Annotated in this window: 20 protein-coding genes; 11 read left to right on the top strand and 9 right to left on the bottom strand. The window is 60.8% G+C overall.

The annotated features are described in order from the left end of the window. Positions 1-8: 8 nt before the first annotated feature. From PAF12_RS17940 to PAF12_RS17930, 3 genes are read right to left on the bottom strand one after another with little or no spacing between them, the layout of a single operon-like run. Positions 9-1,061 carry a DctP family TRAP transporter solute-binding subunit gene (locus tag PAF12_RS17940; RefSeq protein WP_271109865.1) on the bottom strand — a complete coding sequence of 351 codons (1,053 nt, stop codon included), beginning with the start codon at positions 1,059-1,061 and terminating at the stop codon, positions 9-11. 32 nt (positions 1,062-1,093) lie between these two features. Continuing rightward, entirely contained in the window at positions 1,094-2,374 is a 1,281-nt protein-coding gene (locus PAF12_RS17935) for a TRAP transporter large permease (protein ID WP_271109864.1), read from the bottom strand. Beyond that, positions 2,374-2,880: a TRAP transporter small permease gene (locus PAF12_RS17930; protein WP_271109863.1), complete on the bottom strand. Its 507-nt coding sequence runs from the start codon at positions 2,878-2,880 to the stop codon at positions 2,374-2,376. The genes PAF12_RS17935 and PAF12_RS17930 overlap by 1 nt, the downstream gene beginning before the upstream one ends. Positions 2,881-3,025: 145 nt before the next feature. On the opposite strand from PAF12_RS17930, the gene PAF12_RS17925 reads away from it, so the two are divergent. The 7 genes from PAF12_RS17925 to PAF12_RS17895 all read left to right on the top strand — a co-directional run bounded on the left by PAF12_RS17925 (position 3,026) and on the right by PAF12_RS17895 (position 17,578). After that, positions 3,026-3,976 carry a MurR/RpiR family transcriptional regulator gene (locus PAF12_RS17925; protein ID WP_271109862.1) on the top strand — a complete coding sequence of 317 codons (951 nt, stop codon included), beginning with the start codon at positions 3,026-3,028 and terminating at the stop codon, positions 3,974-3,976. 696 nt (positions 3,977-4,672) lie between these two features. Further along, complete coding sequence (locus tag PAF12_RS17920) at positions 4,673-6,043, top strand: Hint domain-containing protein (RefSeq protein ID WP_271109861.1); 1,371 nt, start codon at positions 4,673-4,675, stop codon at positions 6,041-6,043. Positions 6,044-6,111: 68 nt separating this feature from the next. Then, positions 6,112-6,624 carry a hypothetical protein gene (locus PAF12_RS17915; protein WP_271109860.1) on the top strand — a complete coding sequence of 171 codons (513 nt, stop codon included), beginning with the start codon at positions 6,112-6,114 and terminating at the stop codon, positions 6,622-6,624. A 72-nt stretch (positions 6,625-6,696) separates the two neighbouring features. After that, on the top strand, positions 6,697-13,659 hold the full coding sequence (locus PAF12_RS17910) for a type I polyketide synthase (RefSeq protein WP_271109859.1): 6,963 nt from the start codon (positions 6,697-6,699) through the stop codon (positions 13,657-13,659). Positions 13,660-13,672: 13 nt separating this feature from the next. Continuing rightward, complete coding sequence (locus PAF12_RS17905; RefSeq protein WP_271109858.1) at positions 13,673-14,929, top strand: peptide deformylase; 1,257 nt, start codon at positions 13,673-13,675, stop codon at positions 14,927-14,929. Continuing rightward, positions 14,926-16,185 (top strand): glycosyltransferase, encoded by a 1,260-nt coding sequence (locus PAF12_RS17900; RefSeq protein WP_271109918.1) that lies wholly within the window; start codon positions 14,926-14,928, stop codon positions 16,183-16,185. The genes PAF12_RS17905 and PAF12_RS17900 overlap by 4 nt, the downstream gene beginning before the upstream one ends. Before the next feature lie 157 nt (positions 16,186-16,342). Continuing rightward, positions 16,343-17,578 (top strand): dipeptidase, encoded by a 1,236-nt coding sequence (locus PAF12_RS17895; RefSeq protein ID WP_271109917.1) that lies wholly within the window; start codon positions 16,343-16,345, stop codon positions 17,576-17,578. Positions 17,579-17,684: 106 nt separating this feature from the next. Here PAF12_RS17895 and PAF12_RS17890 read toward each other — a convergent pair whose 3' ends face one another. From PAF12_RS17890 to PAF12_RS17880, 3 genes are all read right to left on the bottom strand, one after another. Then, positions 17,685-18,485, bottom strand: a complete 801-nt coding sequence (locus PAF12_RS17890; protein WP_271109916.1) for a DeoR/GlpR family DNA-binding transcription regulator — start codon at positions 18,483-18,485, stop codon at positions 17,685-17,687. A 71-nt stretch (positions 18,486-18,556) separates the two neighbouring features. Beyond that, positions 18,557-19,222, bottom strand: a complete 666-nt coding sequence (locus PAF12_RS17885; protein WP_271109915.1) for an HAD family phosphatase — start codon at positions 19,220-19,222, stop codon at positions 18,557-18,559. Then, complete coding sequence (locus tag PAF12_RS17880) at positions 19,222-19,539, bottom strand: hypothetical protein (RefSeq protein WP_271109914.1); 318 nt, start codon at positions 19,537-19,539, stop codon at positions 19,222-19,224. The genes PAF12_RS17885 and PAF12_RS17880 overlap by 1 nt, the downstream gene beginning before the upstream one ends. A 481-nt stretch (positions 19,540-20,020) precedes the next feature. On the opposite strand from PAF12_RS17880, the gene PAF12_RS17875 reads away from it, so the two are divergent. Together PAF12_RS17875 and PAF12_RS17870 are read left to right on the top strand one after the other, a co-directional pair. Next, on the top strand, positions 20,021-20,953 hold the full coding sequence (locus PAF12_RS17875) for a pirin family protein (protein ID WP_271109913.1): 933 nt from the start codon (positions 20,021-20,023) through the stop codon (positions 20,951-20,953). A 154-nt stretch (positions 20,954-21,107) separates the two neighbouring features. Continuing rightward, positions 21,108-22,049: a DMT family transporter gene (locus PAF12_RS17870; RefSeq protein ID WP_271109912.1), complete on the top strand. Its 942-nt coding sequence runs from the start codon at positions 21,108-21,110 to the stop codon at positions 22,047-22,049. A 21-nt stretch (positions 22,050-22,070) separates the two neighbouring features. On the opposite strand, the gene PAF12_RS17865 is transcribed toward PAF12_RS17870, so the two are convergent. After that, entirely contained in the window at positions 22,071-22,592 is a 522-nt protein-coding gene (locus tag PAF12_RS17865; protein ID WP_271109911.1) for a CBS domain-containing protein, read from the bottom strand. An 85-nt stretch (positions 22,593-22,677) separates the two neighbouring features. On the opposite strand from PAF12_RS17865, the gene PAF12_RS17860 reads away from it, so the two are divergent. Further along, the gene (locus tag PAF12_RS17860) at positions 22,678-22,854 is read left to right on the top strand and encodes a hypothetical protein (RefSeq protein ID WP_271109910.1); all 177 of its coding nucleotides are present in this window, start codon (positions 22,678-22,680) and stop codon (positions 22,852-22,854) included. Here the strand turns inward: PAF12_RS17860 and nqrM are convergent. Beyond that, complete coding sequence (gene nqrM / locus PAF12_RS17855) at positions 22,851-23,099, bottom strand: (Na+)-NQR maturation NqrM (protein WP_271109909.1); 249 nt, start codon at positions 23,097-23,099, stop codon at positions 22,851-22,853. The genes PAF12_RS17860 and nqrM overlap by 4 nt on opposite strands. 61 nt (positions 23,100-23,160) lie before the next feature. Further along, complete coding sequence (locus PAF12_RS17850; protein ID WP_271109908.1) at positions 23,161-24,168, bottom strand: FAD:protein FMN transferase; 1,008 nt, start codon at positions 24,166-24,168, stop codon at positions 23,161-23,163. Between the two features lie 184 nt (positions 24,169-24,352). Here PAF12_RS17850 and PAF12_RS17845 point away from each other — a divergent pair, with 184 nt between their 5' ends. Next, positions 24,353-25,696, top strand: coding sequence for a Na(+)-translocating NADH-quinone reductase subunit A (locus PAF12_RS17845; protein WP_271109920.1), 1,344 nt, complete (start codon positions 24,353-24,355; stop codon positions 25,694-25,696). The last annotated feature ends 2 nt before the right edge of the window (positions 25,697-25,698 follow it).

Raw genomic sequence — 25,698 nt, 5'->3', positions numbered from 1 at the left:
CGATTATGTTATTGCAGGTAGGTCGTTTCGTTCGCCTGCGCGACGGCATCCTTGAACATGGCCAGCAGCTCTTTTGCCTTGTCGTCCAGATTGCTTTGAACATGCTCTTCAAAGGCAGGCTGGGTGACGTCGGCCAGCGCCTGACGTTCCTCCGGCGACAGCGCCGTGATCTCCATCTGCTCCTTCAGACCGGCAAGACCGCGATCCGACGCCTCGATCACCCGGCTGAGACCACGGCTGGCCTCGACACAGTTCGCCGCCGCTTCGCGTACCGCCGATTTCTCGCTGTCATCCAGCCCGTCATAGAAGGCCCGGTTGAGAATGAAGGTATAGGGCGAGAACAGGTGGTTGGTCAGCGTCATGTATTTCTGAACCTCGGCGAAGTTCGAGAAAGAGATGATCGGGATCGGGTTCATCTGCCCGTCGATCACGCCGGTCTGAAGGCCTGAATAGACCTCGCCCCAGGCGAGCGGATACGCCTCGGCACCCATGGCCTGCACGATCTTCTGATGCGAGGGCAGGGTCATGGTGCGGATGCGGATGCCGTCGAATTGTTCGGGCGTGGTGGCGGTCTGCTTGGAGTTGGTGATTTCGAAGAAACCGCCGGTATCCGGGAAGCCCAGCACGACGACATCGCCCAGCACATCCTCGATATCGCTGGCCAGCGCCTTGCCGAACTCGCCGTCAAAGACCTGATAGGTCGCGGAATAACCGTCAAAGGCAAAGGGCAGGTTCAGCACATCGACACGCGGGTAATAGCTGGCCAGCGCCCCGGTCGAGGTCAGCGTCGCCTGCAACACGCCGTCGCGGACCATCTGCACATGCTCCTGCGCGGTGCCGAGCTGGTTCGAGCCATAGACCTCGACCGTGATGCTGCCATTGGTGGCGGTTTCTGCTTCGCTGGCGAAGACCGCGGCGCAGGCCTGGGCGGGGTTCTCGAACGGGTCGATCTTGTTGTCATGGCCGAACTTGATCAGCCCCCCGGCAGATGCCGTCCCGGCGGTCAGGCTGCTGGCAGCGATCAGCGATGCAATCGCAAGGCCATTGGTCAGGTTTTTCATCTTTTTTCTCCTCTTTGATAAGATGAAATATGTCAGGCGAAGCCCAGAAGGCGGGGCAGCAGCAGGGCCGCATCCTCCCAATAGGCGAAGATGAACATCACGATGATTTCGGCGATCAGGAACGGCATCAGCTTGACCGAGATGCGTTCCAGCTTTTCCCCCGTGACCGAGGACAGCACGAACAGGCAGGCCCCCACAGGTGGCGTCATCAGCGAGATGTTGAGCGCGAGGATGAAGATGATCCCGGCATGGATCGGCTCCAGCCCGACCTGTTCGGTCAGGGGCACCAGAACCGGACCGAGGATGATCAGGATCGCGGTTATGTCCATCACCATGCCGACCAGCATCAGAATGCCGATGATGATGGCGATGATGACGAAGCGGTTATCGGACAGGCCCATCACCGCCTCGGCAATCGCCTGCGGGATCCGCTCGAAGCTGAGATACCAGCCAAGGATGCCGGCAAAGGCGATGATGACAAAGATCACCCCGGTAATCCGCGCCGTGCGCACCAGCATCTGATAGAAATTCTTCAGCTTCAGCGTACGATAGACGAAGATCCCGATAAAGGCGGCATAGGCGACGGCGATGGAGGCCGCCTCGGTCGGGGTGACGATGCCGCCCAGAATACCGCCCAGAATGATGACCGGCATGGCCAGCGCGGTTAGCGAGGACAGGAAGGTCTGCCAGATCTCTTTCAGCGTCGCGCCGCGCTCGGCCACGGGCAGGTTTTCGCGTTTGCCGCCGAGGAAGATGACGAACATGCAGACCGCACAGATGACCAGCCCCGGCAGAATGCCCGCAGCAAACAACCCGGCAATCGACACGCCCATCAGCGAGCCATAGACCACCATCAGCCCCGAGGGCGGAATGGTCGGCCCGATGATCGAACCGGCGGCGGTCACCGCGCAGGCATAGTCGCGGCCGTAACCCTCTTTCTCCATCGCGGGAACAAGGGTGCGCCCGAAGGCGGCGGCATCCGCCGTGGCCGAACCCGTCAGCCCCGCGAAAAACACCGAGGCCAGCATATTCGCATGGGCCAGCCCGCCCCGGAACCGCCCGACCAGCACCTGTGCCAGCTTGACGAGGCGCGAGGTGATGCCGGTGTCGTTCATGATCTCACCTGCGAGGATGAAGAATGGCATGGCGAGGAAGGGAAAGATGTTCAGCCCGTTGAAGATCTTGCCCGGGCCGACGGCGAGGAAATTGGTGCCGCCCATGCTGACAAGGCCCAGCACGCCAGCCACGCCGATGGCGAAACCGATGGGCAGGCCGAAGGCGACGAAGAAAACGAATGCGAGTGCGGCAATCATTATTCTGCCTCCTCCTCAAAACTGGGCTCGAAGTAGTCGCCCATGTCGCGGATCATGGTCAGAAGGATCTGGATGGCTGCGATGCCGGCGGATACGGGAATGGCGGCGTAATAGGGCTGCAGGCTGGTGCCGAAGATCATCGCCTGCCGGGTCGCGCCGCTTTGGGCGAAGCCGATACCGAACCAGAACACATAGAGAAACAGCGCCAGTGCGACCAGATCCATCGCGATCAGGATCACCCGTCGCGCGCCTTCGGGGATGGCCCCGACCAGCAGCGTCAGCCCGATATGTTCGCGGCGCGAAATTCCGCAGGACACGGCCAGCATCGCCGCCCAGATCATCAGATAGCGCGCCAGCTCTTCCGGCCACGGCAATTGCCAGTGAAAATAATAGCGGTCCGCGACGCCCAACCACACATCCAGCACCAGCAGCAGCATCAGGGCTGCTACAATCGCCTCGACGATGGCATTGATCCGGTCACCCGCGGTTTTGCACCACGCCCTCATCCTGATTCCTCCCTGGATGTACCTTAATTACATTTATAGGGGACGTGTCAAACAAAAGGCAACAAAAATGTTACTGAAGTAGATGTTAAGAGGTAAAAATGCGGCGCTTAACGATTGAAACTTCCAGTGGTGTAACTAAGGTACAATGGATACAAGGTTTGCCGGGGAGGAAGCCGTGACGGAAAACCGTCTGTCAGATCTGCAAAGAAGGGGTGGCGTGATCGTCGCCGATGTTATCTCTGCGTTAAGGGAACAGGACGGCCATCTCGCAGCGCGCGAGCAAAAGGTTGCCGATTACGTCAAGGAGCATCTCGACCAGATCAGCACCATGACGATTGCCGAGCTGGCCGATGCCGCAGGCGTCAGCACGCCGACGGTCATCCGCTTCTGCCGCTCACTGGGCTGTGACGGGTTTCGCGAATTTAAGCTCCGCCTCGCCCAGAACCTCGCCGTGAGCATGCAATATATGCATGTCAACGAAGAGGGTGAACCGCCCGAACTGAATTCGGTTATCGACAGGGTGACGTCATCACTTCTGACAACAGTCGAAACGCTGCGCCGCCAGCTTAAGCCCGAGCCGCTGGAAGAGGCGGCGCGCGATATCCGCCTGGCCCGGCAGGTTGTCATAGGCGGAATCGGTGGCGGTTCCTCGATGGTGGCGGAGGAGGCCGCGAACCGCTTCTTTCGGCTTGGCATTCCGACGGTCGCGGTCAACGACAGCTATTTGCTGCAAATGCGCGCGGCGACGCTTCAGAAGGACGATCTGCTGCTTTTGATCTCGGCCAGTGGCGAGGCCGATGCGCTGATCGCAGCCGCCCGGATCGCGGCGGGTTATGGTGCAAGGGTCATTGCGATGACCCGATCTGACAGCACGCTGGCCAGAACGGCGCATGTCCTTATCGGGCTCGATCTCTCAGAAGACACCGACATCAACAAACCTACGGCCTCGCGCTATGCCTTTCTGGTCGTGCTGGACGCCGTGGCAATGATGCTGGCCCGTGCTCAGCAGGAGAAGAGCGCTGAAAATCTGCGCCGCATCCGTGCATCGCTGACCGCCTATCACGGACGCACGGGCCCGCAACCGCTGGGGGATTGACCGGGGGCGAATTGCGTCCGGCGGCCCCGAGATCTTTGCGATTGCCATTCCCGCGAAAAAGAACGTGGCGTAATTGTGGCGTGAAATGAGAACCCTCAATACCTAGATGCTGGTTCTGTGGCGGTGCAGCGCGCATGGGCGGAGATGGCCGAAAACCTCCGGCTAAACGGCTGTTTTGGGTCACAGAAGCGTGTAGGATGGCAAATTGGACAAGAATATTTGGCGTATTGCTGTAGCTCTCTGGTTTTTGTAGCCAGTTGTAAAAATTCAACTAAAAGCAGAATAGCCCGCCAGATTTCAGGCCGCCATGAAAGGAGCCGATATTAAAATGTAGGATTAATTGGTTGTTTTAAATATAATTCTTGATTTGTAGAAATAATTTCAACCAGTGCGGCCTGCGATGATATCGCGGAACGATTCTATCTAAGGCCGTTCGGATAGGCGGCCTGGTGCCATAGCGGTAATCAGGCGATCCTGCCATAAGAGTGATCTAATCGGATAACGATCAGACCGGCAGCGCGCCAATATAACTCGTACCCTTTTATCGAAATTGACCAGTTCCAATGCCTGGCACGGGGCCGAATGACGGACCCGCGGTATTTTATTCATGGGACGGAGCGTCAGGCCGAATTTGTAAACCCCGTTGGTAGCGGCGGGGTTGTGCATGTGAAGATTTAAGTGACGGAGACTGTCGGTATGGTCCGATATATTGGTTCTGAAAATGGCGACCTGATCCAGATTTCTCAAAAAACGGGCGCCGATGGCGTTCCGGATCGGGAACTCAATACGCTGAGGACCGTCAGCGACCGGGTCGTCATGCAGGATGAAGGCTCGTATTTGGCCGGCTATTTTCAAGCGATAGCGACTGGAGGTGGTGACGATACCATCACCGGCGAAAACATGATCTGGCTGAACGCCGGTACGCCGACGATCGCTTTTGGCTTTATCGATGCCGGTGTCGGGAACGACTATGTTTCACTCTACCGAAGCGCCGCGCGGGAGATCAATGCCGGCGATGGCAACGATACCGTCATCGGGGAGCTGACCGGTGGTGCCCAGGTCGATATGGGGGCTGGTGACGACCTGACCCGCATTGGTGGTGAGCCCGGCTCGACCGTCAGCAATGACGAGATATATCAGAAGCATAATGCCATATCCGTGGGTATGGATGGCGGCGTCGGTGTCGATACGCTGAACCTTCAGGGTGATTGGACGCTGACCCTGTCGAGTGGCAGCGTGACGATTGATACAGATGGCGACGGCCGTGGCGATCTGATAACCGATATCTTCGATTCCAGCATGGCGAATATGATCATCGGTTTCCCTTCGGTGCTGAACGGCACGGTGACCTGGGGAACGGTTACGGCGTTTCAGCCCGGCTATCCGCATATTACGGTCGAGATCGCCAACGACTCAGTGTTCTCCAATTACGAACACATCAATGCCGTGTGTTTTACTGCCGGTACGGAGGTCGCAACACCGAATGGCCGGGTGAATATCGAGCGTTTGCGCGAAGGCGATCTGGTGATGACCCGCAACGGCCCGCAGCCGGTTCGCTGGATCGGCAGGCGACGGCTCGACAGTATCGATCTGGCGGGCAACCCGAAGATCATCCCGATCCGGGTCGCCGCGGGGGCCTTCGGTAACGGTCTCCCTCGGCGCGACATCTGCTTTTCGCCGCAACATCGGGTTCTGATCCGTTCCCCGATTGCGGAGCGGATGTTTGGCACCCGAGAGGTTCTGGCGCCGGTCAAGCAACTGCTCGGTGTCGACGGGATCGAGATCGCCGGTGACGCAAGAAAGGTCGAATATGTCCACATCATGTTTGCGGAGCACCAACTCGTCGAGGTTGAGGGGATCGAGGCGGAAAGCCTTTATCCCGGCAAGCAGGCACTGAGCTTTCTGAGCGACGACCAGCTGAATGAATTGAGGGAGATATTTCCGAACTTCGATGAAATCGCACAATGCGATTACCCCTCCGCCGATCACATTCCTTTTCTGAAGGGTCGCGAGGCCAGGTCTCTGGCGGCGCGGCATATGAAAAATGGGCGCCCGTTCTATTGCTGATCGCGGCGGCGTCCCGCCTGGTGAAGGGGTCCGCCCTGTCGCCGGGAGAACATGGGTGAAATGATGACATGAACAGGCACTTCAACATCCCCGAGTCCGAAATCCGCAAGCTCGACATTCGGTTCGGTGAAGACACGGCTGACCTCCAGAAAGTCCTGCCGCTGGCGCGGCAGATGCACAAGGAGAGCATCTTTTCCGATTTGCCGTTCGATCAGCCCTATATCGAGCGCATGGTCGACAAGCTGAAGAACGACACCGGGTTCCACGGCGCGGTATATATCGAATATGACGCGGAACCTGTGGCCTTTGCCTATTTCAATTTCAGCCCCATGCTGGGCAGCCGCAAAACCTGGATCACGGTGATTCACACCATGTATATCCGCAGCGATGTCCGCTCGACGGATCTCGGCGGCTATCTGTGGCACCGTATCATGCTGGCCATCCGCGGTTGGTCGACGCCCCGCGGATCGAAAGGGGTGATGTTCAACGTCATCTCCGGGATCTCCCTTGAGGAGACGGATCTGCTGATGCGGGGGAATGGGGCGACCTATCTGGGCGGCAATTACTTCATGCGATTGTAACGTAAGGCTTTTTGGAAAAATCCGGCAGGACGAGATGTTTCTGAACGATGGACATTGAAAGACGCCATAGACATGCCTGAGTCTCAAAGCACGCATTTAGCGCAGGATGGCGATATCCCGGTCATCTCCGGTCTGAGCTGCCGTGTCAGCGGGGCGCGTGGTCAGGCGGCGATGTGGAAAGCCCTTGCCGAGGGGCGCTGCACGATCACCAGCCTGCGGGAGCAGAACTACGATCCGGCCATGTTTCTGGATTTGCGTCAGACACGGCGGGGCAAGGCCTATACGCTGGCGTCGGGTCAGTTGGACGGGATCTATGGTTTTGACGCCGGTTTCTTCGGCGTCAGCCCGCGTGAGGCGCAGGATATGGACCCACAGCAGCGGTTGATGCTGCAGGCTGTCTGGGAGGCGATAGAGGATGCCGGGCTGAACCCGGTCGATCTGGCCGGGGATCGCACCGGGGTTTTCGTTGGCTCGTCGCTGGTCGAGAACATGTCGCTGTACTACGCCGACACGGCGCGGACGAATTCCGGTTTTTCACTGGGCAATACGCTTTGCATCATTGCCAATCGCGTTTCCTCTTTCTTCGATTTCGGTGGCCCCAGCTATGTGCTGGACGCGGCCTGCGCCTCGTCGCTTTATGCGCTGCATCAGGCGTCCGAGGCGCTGTGCCGGGGTGAGTTGGATACCGCAATTGTGGGTGGCGTCCATGCGTTGCTGTCGCCATGCGGGTTTGTCGGTTTCTCGCTGGCACGGATGGTCTCGCCGAGCGGGGTTTGCCGTGCCTTCGATGCCGGCGCCGACGGTTATGTCCGGTCAGAGGCTTGCGTGGCACTGGTTCTGCAACGCCCGGAAGTCGCGCAGCGGATGCAGGCCCGGCGAAGGGCACGGCTGCTGGCGAGCGGGGTCAATACGGACGGCGCGGCGTCGTCGCTGACGGTCCCCTCGGCGGCGCGGCAGGAGGCGCTGCTGGACCGGGTTCTGCTGCAAAGCGGTCGTGACCCGGAGGAGTTCAGCTTTTATGAGGCCCACGGCACCGGCACGCAAATCGGCGATCCGGCTGAGGCGCGGGCGATTGGCCGTGCCCTTGCCATGCTGCGTCGGGAGCCGCTGCCGATCGGATCGGCCAAGACGAATTTCGGACATGCTGAACCGGCTGCGGGACTTGTGGGCGTCGCCAAGCTGCTGTTGTCGCTGGAAAAGCGGTCCCTGCCTGCGTCGCTGCATTTCAGCAACCCGAACCCCGAGATTGATTTTGAGGGGCTGAATCTGCGGGTGAACACGACGCTGCGCTCGCTGGGCGATGACAGGCCTCTGCTGGCGGGGGTCAACTCCTTTGGTTTTGGCGGGACCAATGTCGCGGCGATTATCGAATCCGCCAGTCCCGTGACGCCGCGCGTTCACGGTGGCGCAGCCCTGCCTGCCAGCGATCATGCGAAATGGTTGCTGCTGTCGGCGGCGTCTCCGGTTTCGCTGGCTGCTCTGGCGTCGGGCTGGGCGGATCGGCTTGATAGAGCTGGTGTCGAGGAACAGGTCGCGCTTTGTGCGGCAGCGGCGACGAGGGCCGGCCTGACGCACCGGCTGGCCGTGCCGCTGAATACGTCAACGCCCGCGACCCTGCGGCAGCAAGCGGCGCTTGGGTGTGAGGAGCCGGTCGCCGGGGCGATCCTCGGAAAGGCGGGGTTTCAACGCAGCCGAACGGTTTTCGCCTTCCCCGGCAATGGCGCGCAGATACCGGGCATGGGGATCGAGCTTTATGACAGGAACCCGGCTTTCAGAACCAGTTTTGACCGGGTCGCGGCGGCAATGGCGGAAGAGGCTGCACAGGACCTCGTCGGGCTTATGCATGCGCCGGATCTTGGCGACAGGCTGGGCTGCCCGGAAATCGCGCAGCCGCTGCTTTTTGCCTATCAGGTGTCACTGACCGACTGTCTGGCGGCCGACGGTATCAGGCCCGAAGCCGTGATCGGCCACTCTGTCGGCGAGATCGCGGCGCTTCATGTGGCGGGCTGCTTCGATCTGCCGACCGCCGCACGGATCATCATGACCCGCTCCCGCGCTTTCGAGACGCTGCGCGGTCGTGGCGGGATGGCGGTCATCGCGGCGAATGAGGCGGATGTCGTGCGCGCGATCTCTGGTCTGGATGAGCCGGATCTGGCGATTGCTGCCGTCAACAGCCCGCGCTCGGTCACGGTGTCCGGGCCGGATGACGCGATTTCACGGCTGGGCCGGGTGACGCTGCGCGGCAAGCGTATGGCGATGGTCCGGCTAAAGGTCGAGCTTCCTTATCACTCTCCGCTGATCGAGGCGCTGCGTCAGCGGTTCAAGGATGATCTGGACGGGTTGAGCTATGCAGGCCAGACGATCCCGGTGGCCGGCTCCGCCCTTGGCCGGGTGCTGCGTCCGGGGGAATGTGATGCGGAATATCTGTGGCGGAACGCCCGGGATTGCGTGCGCTTCTTCGATGCGTTCAAGGCGCTGGCTGGTGACGGGGCCTGTCAGGTCGTGGAGATTTCTCCTGCCCCGGTTCTGCGCCGCGATGTTAACGAAATGGCGCGGTTTGGCGGGATCGCGCATAACCATTTCCTGCCCGCCGAGGTGATCGCAGATAAGGGCACAGACAGCGATCTGGCGGATGTCGACGGGTTGCTGACGGCGCATGCTTGGGCACAGGGGCTGACGGTCGATCTGGAGCGTCTGACCGGCCCGCGTGGCGGCGCGCTGCCCGACATGCCGTCCTATCCGTGGGATGAGCGTGAATATCGCAGCCGCCTGACCCCGGACGGTTTGGATGCGTGGAGCGAACTCGGACCCCGCTACCTCACCGGGAAGCGTGCTGACCAGGATAGCCCGGTCTGGGTACGGGATCTGACCCCGACCGGGCCGGTTTGGCTGGCCGATCACAAGCTCAATCAGGAGATCGTGCTTGCCGGTGCCGTGCTTGTCGAAATGGCGCTTGCTGCGGGCTCGGAGCTTTGGCCGGATCATCCGGTCGAGCTTCAGCATTTCGACATCCTGGCCCCGACCGTGATCGAAGGTGACGGCGTGCGCATCCGGACTGAGGTCGATTTGGCGACCGGCAATATCACCATTTCGCGGCGGCCCCGGCTGACCCGGACCGACTGGCTGATCGTTGCGCGAGGGGTCTTGCGTCGGGGTGATGCTTCGGTGTCCGCCCCGGCCCGCCCTCTGCGCGAGGGGCTGTTGCCCGCAGATGATGTTTATGACGTCCTGTCCGCCCGCGGCCTGTCCTATGGTCCCGCTTTCCGGCGAATGGCGGCAGTATCCGCGCGAAATCGCAGCACGATCCGGGTTGCGTTGTCTGAACCGTTGATCGGTGAAAAATTCGTCCTCGACCCGACTGCGCTTGATGCGGCGTTTCATGGTCTGGCGGCGATGGCGCTTTCCGGAAAAGCCCGCGCGGATGAGGCGTTGACCCGGTTGATTCGTGAAGATGCGGTCCTACTGCCGACCCGGATCGAGCATCTGCTGCTGTTGAAGCATGGGGCATGTATAACACATGCAGGTTTAAAGCTGCTGCGGACGCGGCAGCGGTCTCTGGTCGTTCAGGTCGATCTTTATGACCGGGACGGGGTATTGGCTGCGCGGATTGCAGAGGCGGATTTCACCGTGGTCTGGCCCGATGCGGCGCGCCGCATGACCCCGGACCGGATCGCCACACGCCTGATCAGGCTGCGTGAGGATGGGCAGAAGGTGGTTCTGCCGGTCGGTTGGCGGATGCCTGCCCGGATTGTCGGGCGATTGGCCCCGCTGGCTGAAGCGCCGGACAATCCGATCAGCCGGGCGATCAGGGCGTTTCGGGGGCAGGGTGGTCTTGCCGGGCCGGAAACGGATGTGGCCTTGAGGGCGGTTCTGGATATGGCGCCCGATCTGGCCGATAATCTGCGCGCCCTGATGCTGCGGGCAGCAAATGAGGCAGGCCAGGATGTCGCGCGGTTCGGTTCGGTGCAGCGCCGGATATGGGCCCGCTTCGGCCTGATCGCTGCTGAGTTGCAGCGCAAATGGCCTGAGACGGAGCGTTTCAGCCTGTTGCTGTCAGGTATGCCCGATATGGATTTGCTGCGCCGCTTGGCGTCCAGCGGCCGGATCGACCGGATTGGGGTCACGGCATTTACGGCTGAGGAACGCAGCCTGCTCGCACAGCTTCTGCCCCCAGATCTGGCGGCTTTCTATGTCGAGGCGCCCGAGCCGGGCGGCTTCGACGTGGTGCTCGCCGCCGGTCAAAATGCGGCTGCCGTTCAGGCGGAGGAGGCGCTGGCACCGGGCGGGTTGTTGATTGGTATCGCTGCCCCCGATTTTAGCCCGGGTGCCGCCTCCCCTATGGGATCAGCAACCGGGTATCTCGACGATGCGGGCGTGGCTCTTGAGGTTAATGTCCGCCGTAAACCAATGACGACAGGGCCTTGCCAGCCAGCATCCGTGCGCCCGGCCCTCGCCGCGCCACTGCCTGACAAGGTTTCTGCGGCGATAGACTGGGCAGGGCATCCGGACAGCTCGCCCGATCAGGCGACCCATCGGGTTCTGTTCTGCGATTGGCAACCGGGCCTCGATCTGGCGCAGCAGATTGCCGCGCTTCTGGTTCAACTGCGCAGCATCATCCCGCAATCATCGTTGCCATTGGTGCTGATCGCCGTGAATGGGGAACCGGGCAGCGCCGGGTTCAAGCCCTTTGCGGCGGCCCTGCGGTCGGCCTGTGTCAGTGCCGCGAATGAATATGGCGATCATTCGGTTCGCTTCATCGCCCTGCATGACGGAGTGGGGGGTAATACGGCCTCGGAGCTTGCACGGCTTCTCCGCTGGTCGGATCAGGAAAGCGTGCTGCATCTGCGTGAGGGGCGGCTGCTGGCCGAGCGGCTGACGCGACTGCCGACCCGGCCGGTTATCGCGCCGGTCCTGCAGTTGCGGCAGCGCATCGCGGGCCGGCTGGATACGCTGGAATGGGGTCCGGCCCGCAAGCCACGTCTCGGCCCGGAAGATGTCGAGGTCGAGGTGCTGGCCACCGGGTTGAACTTTCGCGATGTCATGAGCGCGCGCGGTCTTTTGTCCGAACGCATTCTTGAGGCCGGGGCCTCTGGTGCGGGGATGGGAATGGAATATGCCGGGATCGTCCGGCGCGGCGGTGCAAAGACCAGATTGCGCCCCGGTACGCCGGTGATGGGGTTTGCCCGCGCGGCCTTCGCATCCCGTCTGGTACTGCCCGAGGCGGCGCTGTTTGGGATACCGGACGGCATTTCGGCGGAGACCGCCGCCAGCATTCCGGTTGCGTTCGTGACGGCATGGGAGGCGCTGATCAATCTGGCGCGGATCATGCCGGGCGAAACGGTGCTGATCCACGGCGGTGCTGGTGGAGTGGGCCTTGCGGCTATTCAGATTGCACGGACGATTGGGGCACAGGTCCTTGCGACCGCTGGAACCGTGGAAAAGCGGGCGCTGGCGCGCGCCTATGGGGCCGATGCCGCGTTCAACAGCCGCGATCTGTCTTTCGCGGGTGAGGTCATGAGGGCCACCGGCGGCAAAGGCGTGGATGTTGTCCTGAACAGCCTGTCGGGCGAAGCGATGCAACGCTCGGTCGGCTGTCTCGCGCCGTTCGGGCGATTTGTCGAACTAGGCAAACGGGATTATCTGGAAGGCACGCCGATGGACCTGCGGCCTTTCTCTCGCAATCTGAGCTATTATGGGCTGGACCTAGACCAGCGGCTTGCGGCCAGTCCGAGCCGGATTTCAGAGATTATGGAGGGCATTCGGGCGGGTTTCGCCGATGGTCATCTGCGACCGATCCCGGTCACACGTTTTTCCGCAGGGATGGCGGAGGAAGCATTCCGTCACATGCTATCCGCGCGCCACACCGGCAAGATCGTGATGACACCCGCACGCGGCGCGCGGCGTGGCAGGACGAGGCCAATTCGCGATGATTGGGTCATTATCGGCGGGACCGGGGGGTTGGGTCTGGCCGTGGCGCAATGGTTGCTCAACTCCGGCGCGGCCCATGTCCATCTTCTCTCCCGTTCGGGCGAGGTGAAGCCGGGGTCCGGCCAACCCGGTCGCTGGGCTGAAGCCGAGGCGCGGCTGTCCATCCATGCCGTTGACGCGACGGATCACGCCGCGCTGACCGGGTTCTTTGAGGGACTGTCCGGGCAGGGTCGCCGCGTTGGCGGGATTATCCACGCCGCGATGATCCTGCGTGACCGGCTGTTGAAGGATGTCGACGGGCCAGAGGCGCGTCAGGTCATCGACGCCAAGCTGACCGTTGCCGCCCGGCTGGCAGGGTTGCTGCGGGATGGGCGGGTCGCGCCGGATCACGTCATCTTCTTCTCTTCCATCGCGTCCCATCTCGGCAATCCGGGACAGGCTGCCTACAGTGCCGCCAATGCGGCTGTCGATGCGCTGGCCGATCAGCTTCGGCAGGAAGGCTTCCCGGTATCCGCATTTGGCTGGGGGCCGGTCGACGATGCCGGCCATCTGACCCGTAATGCGGTTGTGGCGGCGCAGCTTTCGAAGATGGAGGGCATTGGCTTCCTGCGCTCGGGTCAGGTGATTGCGGAACTTGAGAAGACGATCCGTGAGCATCCGCCGCAGAATTACAGCTTTGCGCCGGTCGATTGGGTGCAGCTGGCGCCGGCCCTGCCTGCATTCCGACAAAATCTCTACGCGCGGCTGGTTCCCGCAGCGGCGTTCGACATGCGTAGCCTCGCCGCGCTGACCGAGGATATTCGTGCGCTGGACTGGCCTGCGGCAATCGCCCTGACCGAGGCGGAGATGTGCCGCATCCTGTCCGGCATCATGCGCATGCCGGTCGAGCAATTCGAGCCTCAGCGCCCGCTGAGCCGCTACGGCATCGACTCCCTGATGGCGCTTGAACTGCGGCTTGAACTGGAGCGCCGCTTCGGGACCGCCGTGACGAGCTTCTCCTTCACCGAAGACATGACGGCAGCGTCATTGGCGGCGCAGATGGTCGAGCGTGTCAAATCCGATCAATCCGGCGAGGGCGATGACCCGCCGTCGCCTTCCTCTTCCTGAAAGGTCTGTTGCCATGTCCCATCGGCTGCTCAGCTATGACGACCCGAGGTTGCGGCTTCATTCTGCAGAGGCGAGCATTGATAATTCTCTGGCCCGAGCGGCGGTCAGGATACTGGACGAGGCGCTGTCCAATCCGGTGGATAATGTCGTCTCGGCGGCGGCGCTTGGCCTGCCGCTGCGGATCATTTCGGTACGGATCGGGGAATGGCGGCATCATCTGTTCAATCCGGTGATAAGCGGGGCGCGGCATATCCGGGTCAACTGGAAAGAGCGGTCGCCACATACCGGGCCGGTTCTGCGCAATGTTTACCGCGCCGGTGAAATCGACCTGATCGGGACCGATCTGGCCGGAGAGAAGCGCGAGATGACGTTGGACGGCAAGCTTGCGATCGCCGCCCAGCAGGCGTTCGAGCTTCTTGACCGCGCCGATCCGTTTGCCTGGCTGACCAGCTTTCAGCGTAACTGGCTGCGGGCATCCAGCCAACAGGCTGCGGATCGTCTCGCCGGGATTGCAAACGCGCTTTTCGATTGCCCGCGCACCGGCGGGGATGGTGCCGCATCCGGGCCGCTGGCTTTCAAAACCATGAATGAAGTGGAGCTGAGGGGCGACGATGCAAAGCGCCCGGTTCTCGCACGGCTCGACGTGCATGATCCGGGCCGCCCGCTCTGCCCACGGGATATGGAGATTCTGGCAATATTGCTTGGAACCTGCCGTATGGGCCATGTCTTGATCCGGTCGCCGCGCCGGATAGGGCTTGCGGTCGCGCTTCTGGCGATGCTGACCAATCTGAAACTGTCCTATCGGCCGGAGGGCTGGCCGGTGCAGGCGACAGATATGCTGGGTCTCGGGTCCGTCATGAAACCTTGTGACGTTGACCTGATCGGGGCCGAAACCCGTGGGCCGCGACAGCAATTCGATGGCATCGTCATGGAGCTGGACGATCCGAATTTGGCTGAGCTGTCAGGACGAAACCCGCTGAGCGGGCTGGGCAAATCGCTGTCAGGCCTGAATGCCCCGTTGCTCATTGCGGGGGACGCGCGTTCACCTGCGATTGAGGACGCGCTGCTGGCGGCGCTGCCCTTTGTCTACCAGATGGATTCGCGCGATGGCGGGGTGATCTATGTCTGTCTGAAAGATCGCCTCAGCCTCGATACGGTCTATGGCCGCCTACTGGCCCTCGAAAATGTCAGCGCGCTCGGCGGTATGATCGAGGCGGTATCACAGGGCTGGCATCTGCTGACCAAATCGGGCGAGAGAGAGCCGCTATGACGGATGAAGCCCCGGCCCGTATCAATGCTGCCAGACCGAAAATCCTGTTCCTGCATCTGTCGAGTCCTGCGCAGTTCGAGTTCCTGGGCAAGTGGCTTGCACGGCAGGGATGGGATGTCACCTTTGCGCATGGTGGCGACGGCGTCGATACGGAGGAGGACGGGGTCCGGACCCGCTGGTTCCGGCTTCGCGAGACGGTTATCAAGAACAGGAATGATGTCCGGCATATTCTGGATTACGCGGCAACGAACTGCATCAGCGCCTCCGATCTTCTGTATCGTATGCACTATGCCGAGGGCTATGTCCCGGATCTGGTCATGGCGCATGTCGGTTGGGGTGTCGGGCTTTGCGTCAAGGATGTCTGGCCCGAATGCAAATATATCGCCTATCACGAATGGTACTACACCAAGCGCAACTGGGCGACCGGGAAGGACGAAGCGCCCCGGCCCGGCTTGGCGATGGTGTCAGACCGCATGCGAAATCTGCCGATTGCAGGTGAATTCGATCTGGCGGATGCAAATTGGTGTCCGACTGAGTTTCAGGCCAGCCGCTTTCCGCCCGTGCTGCGCCGCCAGATGACGGTTATTTCGGATGGTGTCGATTGCAGGCTGCACGCGCCGGACCCGGATGCCCGGATTGATCTGGACTGGGTCAGGCTTCCCAAAGACCGCCATATCGTCACCTATGCCACCCGCGGGATGGAGCCCTTGCGCGGTTTTCCGCAGTTCCTGCGTGGGCTGGAGCTGCTTCAACAACAACGCGACGATTTTGATGCGGTTATCATCGCCAATAACTCGGTCGCCTACGGAGATTCTCTGCCGGACGGTGACAGTTGGTGGCTGCGAATGGTCGACGATCTCGATCTGGATCATCGACGGATTCATATGAACGCGATGTTGCCGCGTGAGGAATATACCCGCATCCTTCAGGCGTCCTCGGCCCATGTCTATTTCACGGAACCCTTCGTGACCTCATGGTCGCTGTCGGAATCGATGGCTTTGGGATGTCTCATCATCGCCTCGAACACAGCCCCGGTCACGGAGCTGATCGAGGATATGGAAAACGGCATCATTGTCGATATGGACGATCCCGAGGAGATTGCCGAGATGGTGTCCTGGGCCTTCGACCATCCGCAGGAAGCGGCCCAGCTTTGCAACCGGGCGCGGCAGTTCATCCTGGACCATCACAACGCCGAACATGTTTTCCCCGCAAAGGAAGCTGTCCTGCGACAGTTGATCGCCGAAACGGATCGGTAACAGCCAAGCCCGTTCCGACATCGGCCAAACATGCGGCGCTGGCCGGAACCGATGACACTTGATTGGCAGAACAAAACGGGCAAACCTGTCCATAACGGCAGGTCCTCGGCGGGGCTGCCGGGACAGTTTGCTGAAATGTTTCACGAGGAGATTTGATATGCGTCGTAATGCTTCCCTGTTTACCGCGTCCGTTCTGGCCCTGACCGCCGGACCGGCGCTTTCGCAAGCGGTCCTTGGCGATACCGAAGTGATGGCGATTCACGATGGTTTCCTGACCATGGACACCCATGTCGATATCGGCGCGAATTACGGCACCGCCGCGCTCGATCCCGGCGTCATTAACACGGCGCAGGTCGATCTGCCGTCGATGCGCATCGGCGGCCTCGATGCAGGTTTTTTCATCGTTTATATCCCGCAGGGAGATTTGACCGAAGAAGGTTACGCAACCGCGATTGATGCGGCGGAAGAGAAATATCTCGGCATTCAGCGAATGCTGCGGGCCAATCCGGAGAAAATCGGCCTTGCAACCACGGCTGACGAGGTCGAGGCGCTGAATGCCGAAGGCAAGTTGATCGCGCTGATCGGGATGGAAAACAGCTATCCGCTGGGCACCACGCCGGAAGAGGTGACGGAGCGTGTTGCAATGTGGGCGGATCGTGGGGTGCGTTACGCGTCGATCACCCATTTCGGGCATAACCAGTTCGGTGGCTCGTCCAACCCGTCTTCCGCGCGTGGTGATGGCGAGGACCCGGGCCTCAATGATCTTGGCCGGGCATTGGTGGCGGGGCTGAATGACAACGGCATCATGGTCGATATCAGCCATGTCGGCCCCAAGACCGCCGCCGACGCGATGGAGGTATCGCGCACACCGATCCTCGCCTCGCATTCGACGGCGCAAGGGGTTTATGACAACCCGCGTGGCCTGACCGATGAACAGTTGATGGCGATCCGCGATGATAATGGCGTGGCGCAGATCACGGCCTACCGGTCCTACCTCGCCGAGGTCGATCCGCAGATCACGGAGGCGGTCGCCTTGTTGCAGGAACGCATGGGCCTTGCCAGTTCGGCGGACCGGCGTGCTGCCTCTGCCGAGAAGATGGAGGAATACGGGCGCGAACGGGCACGCATCTATGAACGTTATCAGGATGTGACGCTGGCGCAGTTCCTTGACCATATAGACCATGCGGTTGAGGTCGCCGGGATCGATCACGTCGGCATCTCCAGCGATTTTGACGGCGGCGGCGGCGTTGAAGGCTGGGACAACGTGGCTGAGACACCGAATATTACCGCTGGCCTGCTGGAGCGCGGCTATTCGGAGGAAGATCTGGCCAAGCTCTGGGGTGGCAACCTGTTGCGCGTCATGCGCGAGGCCGAGGCGGCGGCGATCCAATAACATAGGGTAGGGGACCCGGTAACGGGTCGCCATTTGTCGGCATTTTGGGCGGGAAACCTCCAAGATGCCGACCAATTTCAACAGGTTCCGCCGGGCGTTGCGGCGTTCAGAACCCGGCGATAATGATCTCGGTGCCCGCCTGCTGCAGTTGTGCGCATAGCGGACCGGGCGGCTCCGCATCGGTTATCAGCGCGTCAATCTGATCGAAGGAGGAAACGCGAACAGAAGAATTCATGCCGAATTTAGAGCTGTCCGCCAACAAAACCCGTTTCGAAGTGTGCTTGATAATTGCCTTCTTGATCTCTGCATCATTAAAGGAAAAATCAAACATACCGCCGAGCGTAATTCCTGCAACTCCAAGAAAGCAAACATCAAAATTGAAATTCTGCAGATAAGATATGGTCTGCGCTCCACTTATGGAGGGTTCAATCCCGCCGATTTGTCCGCAGGGGGCGAAAACAGACATATTCCGCTCGGCCAATGCGATCTGGATCGGCAGCGAGGTCGACACGATCCGGACACTCGAATCAGTCATCAGCGTCGCGAGTTCGTAGGCTGTGGTTCCAATGTCGAGCGCAATCGTGGTGTGCGGCTGAACCCAGCCTAGCGCCGCCCTTGCAATCCGTTGTTTTTTATCGCGATTTAAGGCGCGCCGGTCAGTCGAATTTCGCTCAAAGCGACCGGGGGTTGCGTCCTCGAACATGCCCGGCAGATGCGCACCGCCATGAGTCCGCACGACCAGCTTTTCTTCCGCGAGAGATTCAAGATCGCGACGCACGGTCATATCGGAAACGCCTAATTTCTCTGCGAAATCAACGATATTAATATGGCCATCTTTTTGCAGCGCGGACAGAATTTCTTTTCTGCGCAATGTAGCCGGGAGTTTCTTTCCGACAATGCCGTCCATTACAATCACCTGCTTCGTCGCGCGCATTAACAGCCACGCTCGAACATATGATAACGGGACGCAACCGGTATTTACCAGTTTTCGATCTTGGCACCGACGTGATTGCCCGGCTGAGGCCCAAAAAGCAGGCGCGGAATTTCACTGAGCGCCTGCACCCGGAAGCGCACATCCAGAGGCTGCTCACCAAATCCGATGACCGGAATTCGTGCCTTCTGGGCGCTTTGCACACCTGCCGGGCTGTCCTCCACCACGCGCGCTTCGGCGCCGCGTAGCCGCAGCTTTTCCAGCGCAGTCAGATAAGGCTCCGGATTCGGCTTGCCCTGCGAGACATCGTCGAGGCTGACCGTGTGGTCCATCATGTCCGAGATGCCAAGAAATTCGAGATTTGCGTCAACGATGGCGCGATTGGAATTGGAAACCGCACACTGCCGCAACCCGGCCAGACCGATCCGGCGAATGGTCGAGGCTGCTCCGGGCATTGCGCGCAGGCCGCTGATATTCGCAATATAGAACCTGTTAAGTTGTTCGAGCCAGGTCGAAAACTCCAGATCCTGCGGAAACCGTTCGTGAAGCGCATCCCAGACCGCGTTGACGGTAACGCCGAGGAAATGGTCGTTTGACAGATCGGATATGTCCACGCCGTAGCCGCTGCATACATGTCTCAGCGCTTGCAAATGCAGAGGTTCACTGTCGACGAGCGTGCCGTCGATGTCCCAGATTATTGCTTTGAGGTGCATTATATCCCCCGCGCTTCGACCGCCGCGCCACCTTTCGCGCGCCGACGCTCTTGATCCATGCGCGGAGTTGGCCGAAGCGGAGTGCCGGAGGCTATGCTCTGGGACATTTTTACAAATTCATCTTTCGATCCAGCGCTTTTCGCGTCCCCATTGGTTCCCTTTGAACAGCAACCCATCTGACCCCGGAAAAGTTGCATATGTTGCCCGATTAGATAGTGCAGGCTTTTTTCAATTGGCGGGGTGTTGTGGTGGTGGGTGGTCAGATCGCCGCTGATCGGCGTCGATTTGATGCCGATGCCAGCCAGATACTCCGTCATTGGTGCCGCGTCCGTCCTGTTCTGCCACGCGCAAAATGCGCGGGATGCGCCCCGTTGCCACTGCAGGTCAGCCTGAACCGACCGCTGAATTGCCGAGCAATGCGCCGCACAATGGCACCTGATTCACTTGGGAACCGCGCCGCCCGGCGGCATAATCACGCATTTGAACAAAATATGCCAGATAAATTTACAATATATGACCATATAGAACAATTTCCGTGGCGACGTGAAAATTAATCAATTTTCGTTCTAAGTTATTATTTTACATCAATATTTTATCCTCAATGGGCTTGCGTATTTAACACAGATCGACGTCCTCTGCCGTCGGGCTGGCCATTCCGCCCCTGAAACAATGTGACGCGCTGTGGTGCTGGCCCCATAGCCTCAGGGGTAAAAATCCGTCGCGGCTGGAACCCCGGCGCTTTCACATCGCTTCCGTTTCAGGTCCCCCGCAAAGGACCCGCAAAAGAAGGTGTTTGTCATGAGTTGGAATCCAGCGCTTGAGCCAGGTTGCCCGGACGATGTCGGGGTGGATGCGATCGAGACCCTGATTATCCCCCGTGCCCGCGATCTCGGCGGGTTCGAGGTCCGGCGCGCCCTGCCTGCGCCGAAACGCCAGATGGTCGGGCCGTTCATCTTCTTCGATCAGGCAGGACCTGCGGAGTTTCTGACCGGGCAGGGGATCGATGTCCGACCGCATCCGCATATCGGGTTGGGGACGGTGACCTATCTCTATCGCGGGGATTTCCATCATCGCGACAGCATCGGTTCGGATCAGGTGATCCGTCCCGGTGCGCTCAACTGGATGGTTGCCGGGAAGGGCGTGACGCATTCCGAACGCACCAGCAGCCCCGCCCGGCAGGGACCGCACAGCCTGTTCGGCATTCAGACATGGATCGCGTTACCGGAAGATCGCGAGGACATGCAGCCGATTTTCGAACATCACGGCAAGGACGCCCTGCCGCTGATCGAAGCGGACGGGGTCAGCGCGCGGCTGATCCTTGGTCATGCCTATGGCGAGACCGCACCGGCGACGCTATATTCGGAGACCTTCTATCTGGACGTCACGCTCAACCCCGGTGCCAGATTTCCGCTGCCCGACGATCACGAGGATCGCGGCCTCTATATCACCGAAGGCGAGGTGCATATCGCCGGGCAGGTCTTCGAGGAAGGCCGGATGATGGTGTTCCGCCCGGGCGACAAGATTACCGTTCAGGCAGGTCCGCAAGGCGCGCGGCTCATGGCGCTCGGCGGGGCGACGATGAACGGGCCGCGTTATATCTGGTGGAACTTCGTTGCCTCCAGCCGCGAAAAGATTGAGGCAGCGAAAGAGCAATGGCGCGCCGAAAACTGGGGGCAGGGGATATTCGATCTGCCTGCGGGCGACCGGGACGAATTTATTCCATTGCCCTGACAACACATGGTTTATCCGCAACTTGACGCGGGCAGGGCGGTTCACTACGGCTCGGCCTGCGGGATGATGGCGTCATCCGGTGTGTTTGCGTGAAATCCTGTCCTGTACGCCCGGACCTGTTCCAGCACCGGCCAAGGGTGCCAGAGGAGGTTTTATGAACCGACCGACGACCGCCCCGAACGCGGCAACCGAAAAACGTATCGGCATCGCCGTGCTGTGCGTCGCAATGATCCTGCTGCCACTGGGCGATGCGATCTCCAAGCTGCTGACGGCGATCATCACGCCGTTTGAGGTCACGCTCGGGCGGACCATAGCGCAGGCCACTCTGTTCGTGCCGGTCGCCTATGTGATGCGGCGGCATCTGTCGGGGTCCATCTTTTCGCTGGCGTCGCTGATCTCGGCGGTCATGCTCGGCGTGGTGACGCTGTGTCTGGTGACAGCTTTCGCCGTCATGCCGATCGCGACGGCGATTGCGATTTTCTTTGTCGAACCCCTGCTGCTGACGCTGCTTGCCGGGCCGCTTCTGGGCGAGGTGCCGGGGCCGCGCCGTTATGCCGCTGTTGCGGTCGGGCTGATCGGCGCGCTGATCGTGATCCGGCCGAATTTCGCGGCGTTCGGGCCGGTTGCGCTGCTGCCGGTTCTGGGCGCGTTTGCCTATGCGCTGAATATGATCGTGATGCGCAAATCGACGCGCAAACGCTCAGCGCTCAGCTTTCAGTTCGGGGCGTCGATCTTTGCGGCCGGGCTGTTGCTGCTGGTCCAGATCGTCATCGTGGCAGTCACCGGTCAGCCAAGCGGGTTATTGGACCTGCCGGTCTGGGCCTATCTGCTGCTCCTGCTGGCCGGGGTGCTGGCGATGATGGCGTTTCTGTCTATCACTTATGCGTTCAGCAAGGTGGAGGCGAGCCTGCTGGCCCCGTTCCAATATCTGGAAATCGTCGGCGCGACTCTGGTCGGGTTCCTGTTCTTCAGCGAAATCCCCGACGGGCTGACCATGCTGGGAACGGCGATCATCCTCGCCTCGGGCATCTACGTCTTTCACCGCGAAAGACAGCTTGAGATCGAAGCCGCGGCGAGCCAGCCGGTCGAGCGTTAGCGGCGCGCCTGTCCGCGCCGTTCAGCCGACGATAAGCTGCTTGAGCTGCAAGGCCTCATGTTCCAGCTCGTTCAGCCGGTGGCTGACCACGTCGCCGATGGTGACAATGCCCAGCAAGCCGCTGTCATCCGCAACCGGCATGTGACGGAACCGGCCCTCGGTCATGCGGCGCAGGACGGAGACGAGAAGCTCATCCGGCTTACACAGCTCCACCTTCGAGGTCATGATATCCTCGACATTGTGGCCCAATGTCCGGCCCGGTGCATCGGCGAGTTTGCGGACGATGTCGCGCTCCGACAAAATCCCCTGAAGCGCGCCGTTCGCGTCGGTGACCACAAGCGCCCCGATCCGGTTATCGCGCAACGCCTCGACCGCGACTTGCAGACCATCCTGCGGGCGGACAGAAATCAGCTTGCCGCCCTTGCGGTCCAGCACATCCTGCACCGTGGCCTTCATCACCGAGATATTGCTCTGCGTGGTCTGGCTGTGGCTCTGTTCGGACTTGTCGTCCTTGCGCAATGGCGGTCGATAGGATTCAGGCATTGATCTGGCTCCACGCTTGAATGTCTGTTTGCCATAGTGGCAATGAGAATACACACATTGCCTTCATGCAAGGATTTTCGCTGTCTTGGCCGATCTGACCCTGTCTTCGCCTGTCGCCACGCTGATTTTCGTCGCCGCCTGTCTGGCTGGCTACCGATACCGCCGGGCCTGGAAAGAAGAGGCGCCCGCGTGGCAGCTGTGGCTGTTCGGGCTGATCGCGGTCATATGTCTGCTGATCGTAGGCTTTATTCCGCTGGCCTAGGCCGCGTTGCCTTCATCCGTTCCGGCGCGTTCCATCATCTTGCGGGCGCGCGGGCATTGCAGGCGCTCGCGCAGCGGGCTGTCCGGGTCGATTTCCTTGTTGCAGACCAGACAATGATCTGCGCCTGAAATCGCGTTCAGCCCGCCGCAACTTCCCTTGATCGTCTTGCCCATGAAAATGACCCCAAGCGCCATTCCCAGCATGACCAGCATCAGAAGGCCGAATGCAAGCAGGAATGTGGTCATGGGTCTCTCCTCAAGGTGCTCCGGCCTGCAGCGTGCGCCGCAAGCCGGTCTTATTGCCGGATCAGGCCTGCAATTCCGCGAAGCGGCTGCTTTGCGTGATCGCGAATGGCTGATCCGATCCGCTGTTCCGTTCAACGAACATCACGGCGAGGTCGTTCCGCTCGGCGATTTCCAGCCCCCGCTCACGGCCCAGAATCAGCATCGCCGTCGCCCAGCCATCCGCCAGCATTGCGTTTTCGGTCATGACCGTAGCGGAGGCGGTCTTATGGGTGATCGGCCGCCCGGTGCGGGGGTCGATCAGATGCGAATACCGCACGCCGTCCTGTTCGAAATAATTGCGATAATCGCCGGAGGTCGCCATGCCGAGATCCGACGCACCGACGACTTTCAGCACCGAGCGTCCGGTGACATCCGGCGTCTCGATCCCGATGCGCCATGACATGCCCTGTGCGTTGCGCCCGGATGTGTACAGATCACCGCCGATTTCGACCATGTAATCGGTCAAACCAAGCGAGGCGATTGCGTCAGCGACACGGTCCACACCATAGCCCTTGCCGATGCCGGAGAGGTAGATTTCCACGCCTTGCGCTGATTTCTCAAGCTGCTTGCCCTGCAAGCGCAGATGCCGTTCCTGCCCGGAGATTTCCAGCGCAGCGGCGATTTCGTCGTCGCTCGGCGCGGTAACGCGCGCCTGACCAGCACCGAAGCCCCAGACGTCGATCAGCGGACCCACGGTGACGTCGAACTGACCGTCACTTTCCAGATGCACCTGTTGCGCTGCTGCCATGACCCGCGCCAGCCCGTCGGACATCTGTGCGGCACCCGCACCCTGTGCGTTGAAGCGCGAGATTTCGGAACTTGCATCCCAGTTCGACATCTGCGCGTTCACCTCGGCCAGCGCGGCCTCGATCGCGCCGCGCAAGTCCTGCTGGCTGATCGCGTTGTCCGGGTCGATTGCAGCGACATTATATGTCGTGCCCATCGTCGCACCCGAAGTCTCGATCACGGCGGCGTTCGCCTTGCACGCGGCCAGCACCAGCGGCATGATAAGAAAGTTGCGGCGCGACATCGTCGTTAGATTTGCCAAAGCGGAGGCCTCCGGTAGACAGTTATTTGATTGACCATCGAGTCGATTCAGGGCTTTTTTGCAACATCGTCGCCGGATTCAACAGGCTTTTTGCGGGATGGTCCAGACGGTTTTTCCACTCTAGTGGTGGGGCATGAGAATAAAGAACGATCAGGAAGACGCAGACGTGCAGCAATTCAAGCTACGAAAAGGTCTGGATGTTCCGGTGCTTGGCGCGCCGGGTGTAGGGATCGGGGACGGTCCCGCCATCACGACCGTTGCCATTCTTGGCGCAGATTATCTGGGTCTGAAACCCCGGCTTGCGGTCGAGGAGGGGGACGTTATCGGTGCAGGTGCGCCGGTCATGGTCCACAAGGATACGCCCGATGCACAGATCGTATCGCCGGTTTCGGGGCGCGTGAAGGCAATCAATCGCGGCGCGCGCCGGATGCTGATCAGCGTCGAGATCGAGGTGGATGAAAACGCCGCCCCTCCGGTCGATTTTTCCGCTGTGGGCAATGAAACCAGCGCCGAGGGGCTGGCAGAAAAGCTCTGCGCCGCAGGGCTTTGGACGTCTTTCCGCACCCGGCCCTATTCGAAGATTCCCGCACCCGAGACGCGTCCGGCAGCAATTTTCGTCACCGCGATGGATACCGAGCCGCTGGCCGGCGATGCGGCGGAGATCATCCGGGACGCGGGCGATTCGTTTGCCCGTGGCCTTGCCGCGATCACGCTGCTGACCGAAGGCAAAACCTATCTCTGCCACGCCGAGGGCGAGGCGTTGCCCGGGGCGGAACATCCCGGCGTCACGGCGGCAGCGTTCTCCGGTCCGCATCCGGCGGGTCTTGCTGGCACGCATATGCATTTCCTCGAACCGCCTGCCGCCGACAAATTCGTCTGGACAATCGGTTTTCACGACGTGATCGCCATCGGGCGGCTGCTGGAGACGGGACTTTTTGACGCATCCCGCGTGATCTCGCTCAGCGGGCCACTTTGCGACAATCCCCGACTGATCCGCACGATTGCCGGTGCCTCCCTTGAGGAGATCGCACGGGGCGAGGTCAACGCGGATGTTCCGGCGCGCCTGATCTCCGGCTCCATCCTCAGTGGCAGGGCGGGGGAGGGGCCGTCGGCCTATCTGGGCCGCTACGCGCGTCAGGTCACGCTGATCGAGGAAGATCACAAGCAGATCCCGCTGGGTTGGATCCGTCCCATGCCCTCGAAATACGCTTTTCAGCCGGTGCTGGGCTCTGCCTTCTCGAAAAAGCTCTATGCGCTCACCAGCAATCTCAACGGTGGCCGCCGGGCAATGGTGCCGCTTGGCACGTTCGAGGAACTGATGCCGCAGGATTTCCTGCCGACGCAACTCTTGCGTGCGCTTCTCGTCATGGATACGGACACGGCGCAGGCGCTTGGCGTGCTCGAACTGGACGAGGAGGATCTCGGCCTGGTCGGGTTTGCCTGTCCGGCAAAATATGAATATGGTCTCGCGCTGCGCGACTGCCTCACCAAGATCGAAAAAGAGGGCTAGCC

This window comes from Paracoccus sp. SCSIO 75233 (genome assembly GCF_027912675.1).
Lineage (GTDB): Bacteria > Pseudomonadota > Alphaproteobacteria > Rhodobacterales > Rhodobacteraceae > Paracoccus.
Note: the sequence above shows the minus strand (reverse complement) of the source record. Positions and strands in the feature narration are given on the sequence as shown.

Coding starts and splice junctions, on each gene's coding strand:
- PAF12_RS17940 (WP_271109865.1), bottom strand. CDS start 1,061: ATGAAAAACCTGACCAATGGCCTTGCGATTGCATCGCTGATCGCTGCC.
- PAF12_RS17935 (WP_271109864.1), bottom strand. CDS start 2,374: ATGATTGCCGCACTCGCATTCGTTTTCTTCGTCGCCTTCGGCCTGCCC.
- PAF12_RS17930 (WP_271109863.1), bottom strand. CDS start 2,880: ATGAGGGCGTGGTGCAAAACCGCGGGTGACCGGATCAATGCCATCGTC.
- PAF12_RS17925 (WP_271109862.1), top strand. CDS start 3,026: ATGGATACAAGGTTTGCCGGGGAGGAAGCCGTGACGGAAAACCGTCTG.
- PAF12_RS17920 (WP_271109861.1), top strand. CDS start 4,673: ATGGTCCGATATATTGGTTCTGAAAATGGCGACCTGATCCAGATTTCT.
- PAF12_RS17915 (WP_271109860.1), top strand. CDS start 6,112: ATGAACAGGCACTTCAACATCCCCGAGTCCGAAATCCGCAAGCTCGAC.
- PAF12_RS17910 (WP_271109859.1), top strand. CDS start 6,697: ATGCCTGAGTCTCAAAGCACGCATTTAGCGCAGGATGGCGATATCCCG.
- PAF12_RS17905 (WP_271109858.1), top strand. CDS start 13,673: ATGTCCCATCGGCTGCTCAGCTATGACGACCCGAGGTTGCGGCTTCAT.
- PAF12_RS17900 (WP_271109918.1), top strand. CDS start 14,926: ATGACGGATGAAGCCCCGGCCCGTATCAATGCTGCCAGACCGAAAATC.
- PAF12_RS17895 (WP_271109917.1), top strand. CDS start 16,343: ATGCGTCGTAATGCTTCCCTGTTTACCGCGTCCGTTCTGGCCCTGACC.
- PAF12_RS17890 (WP_271109916.1), bottom strand. CDS start 18,485: ATGGACGGCATTGTCGGAAAGAAACTCCCGGCTACATTGCGCAGAAAA.
- PAF12_RS17885 (WP_271109915.1), bottom strand. CDS start 19,222: ATGCACCTCAAAGCAATAATCTGGGACATCGACGGCACGCTCGTCGAC.
- PAF12_RS17880 (WP_271109914.1), bottom strand. CDS start 19,539: ATGACGGAGTATCTGGCTGGCATCGGCATCAAATCGACGCCGATCAGC.
- PAF12_RS17875 (WP_271109913.1), top strand. CDS start 20,021: ATGAGTTGGAATCCAGCGCTTGAGCCAGGTTGCCCGGACGATGTCGGG.
- PAF12_RS17870 (WP_271109912.1), top strand. CDS start 21,108: ATGAACCGACCGACGACCGCCCCGAACGCGGCAACCGAAAAACGTATC.
- PAF12_RS17865 (WP_271109911.1), bottom strand. CDS start 22,592: ATGCCTGAATCCTATCGACCGCCATTGCGCAAGGACGACAAGTCCGAA.
- nqrM (WP_271109909.1), bottom strand. CDS start 23,099: ATGACCACATTCCTGCTTGCATTCGGCCTTCTGATGCTGGTCATGCTG.
- PAF12_RS17850 (WP_271109908.1), bottom strand. CDS start 24,168: ATGTCGCGCCGCAACTTTCTTATCATGCCGCTGGTGCTGGCCGCGTGC.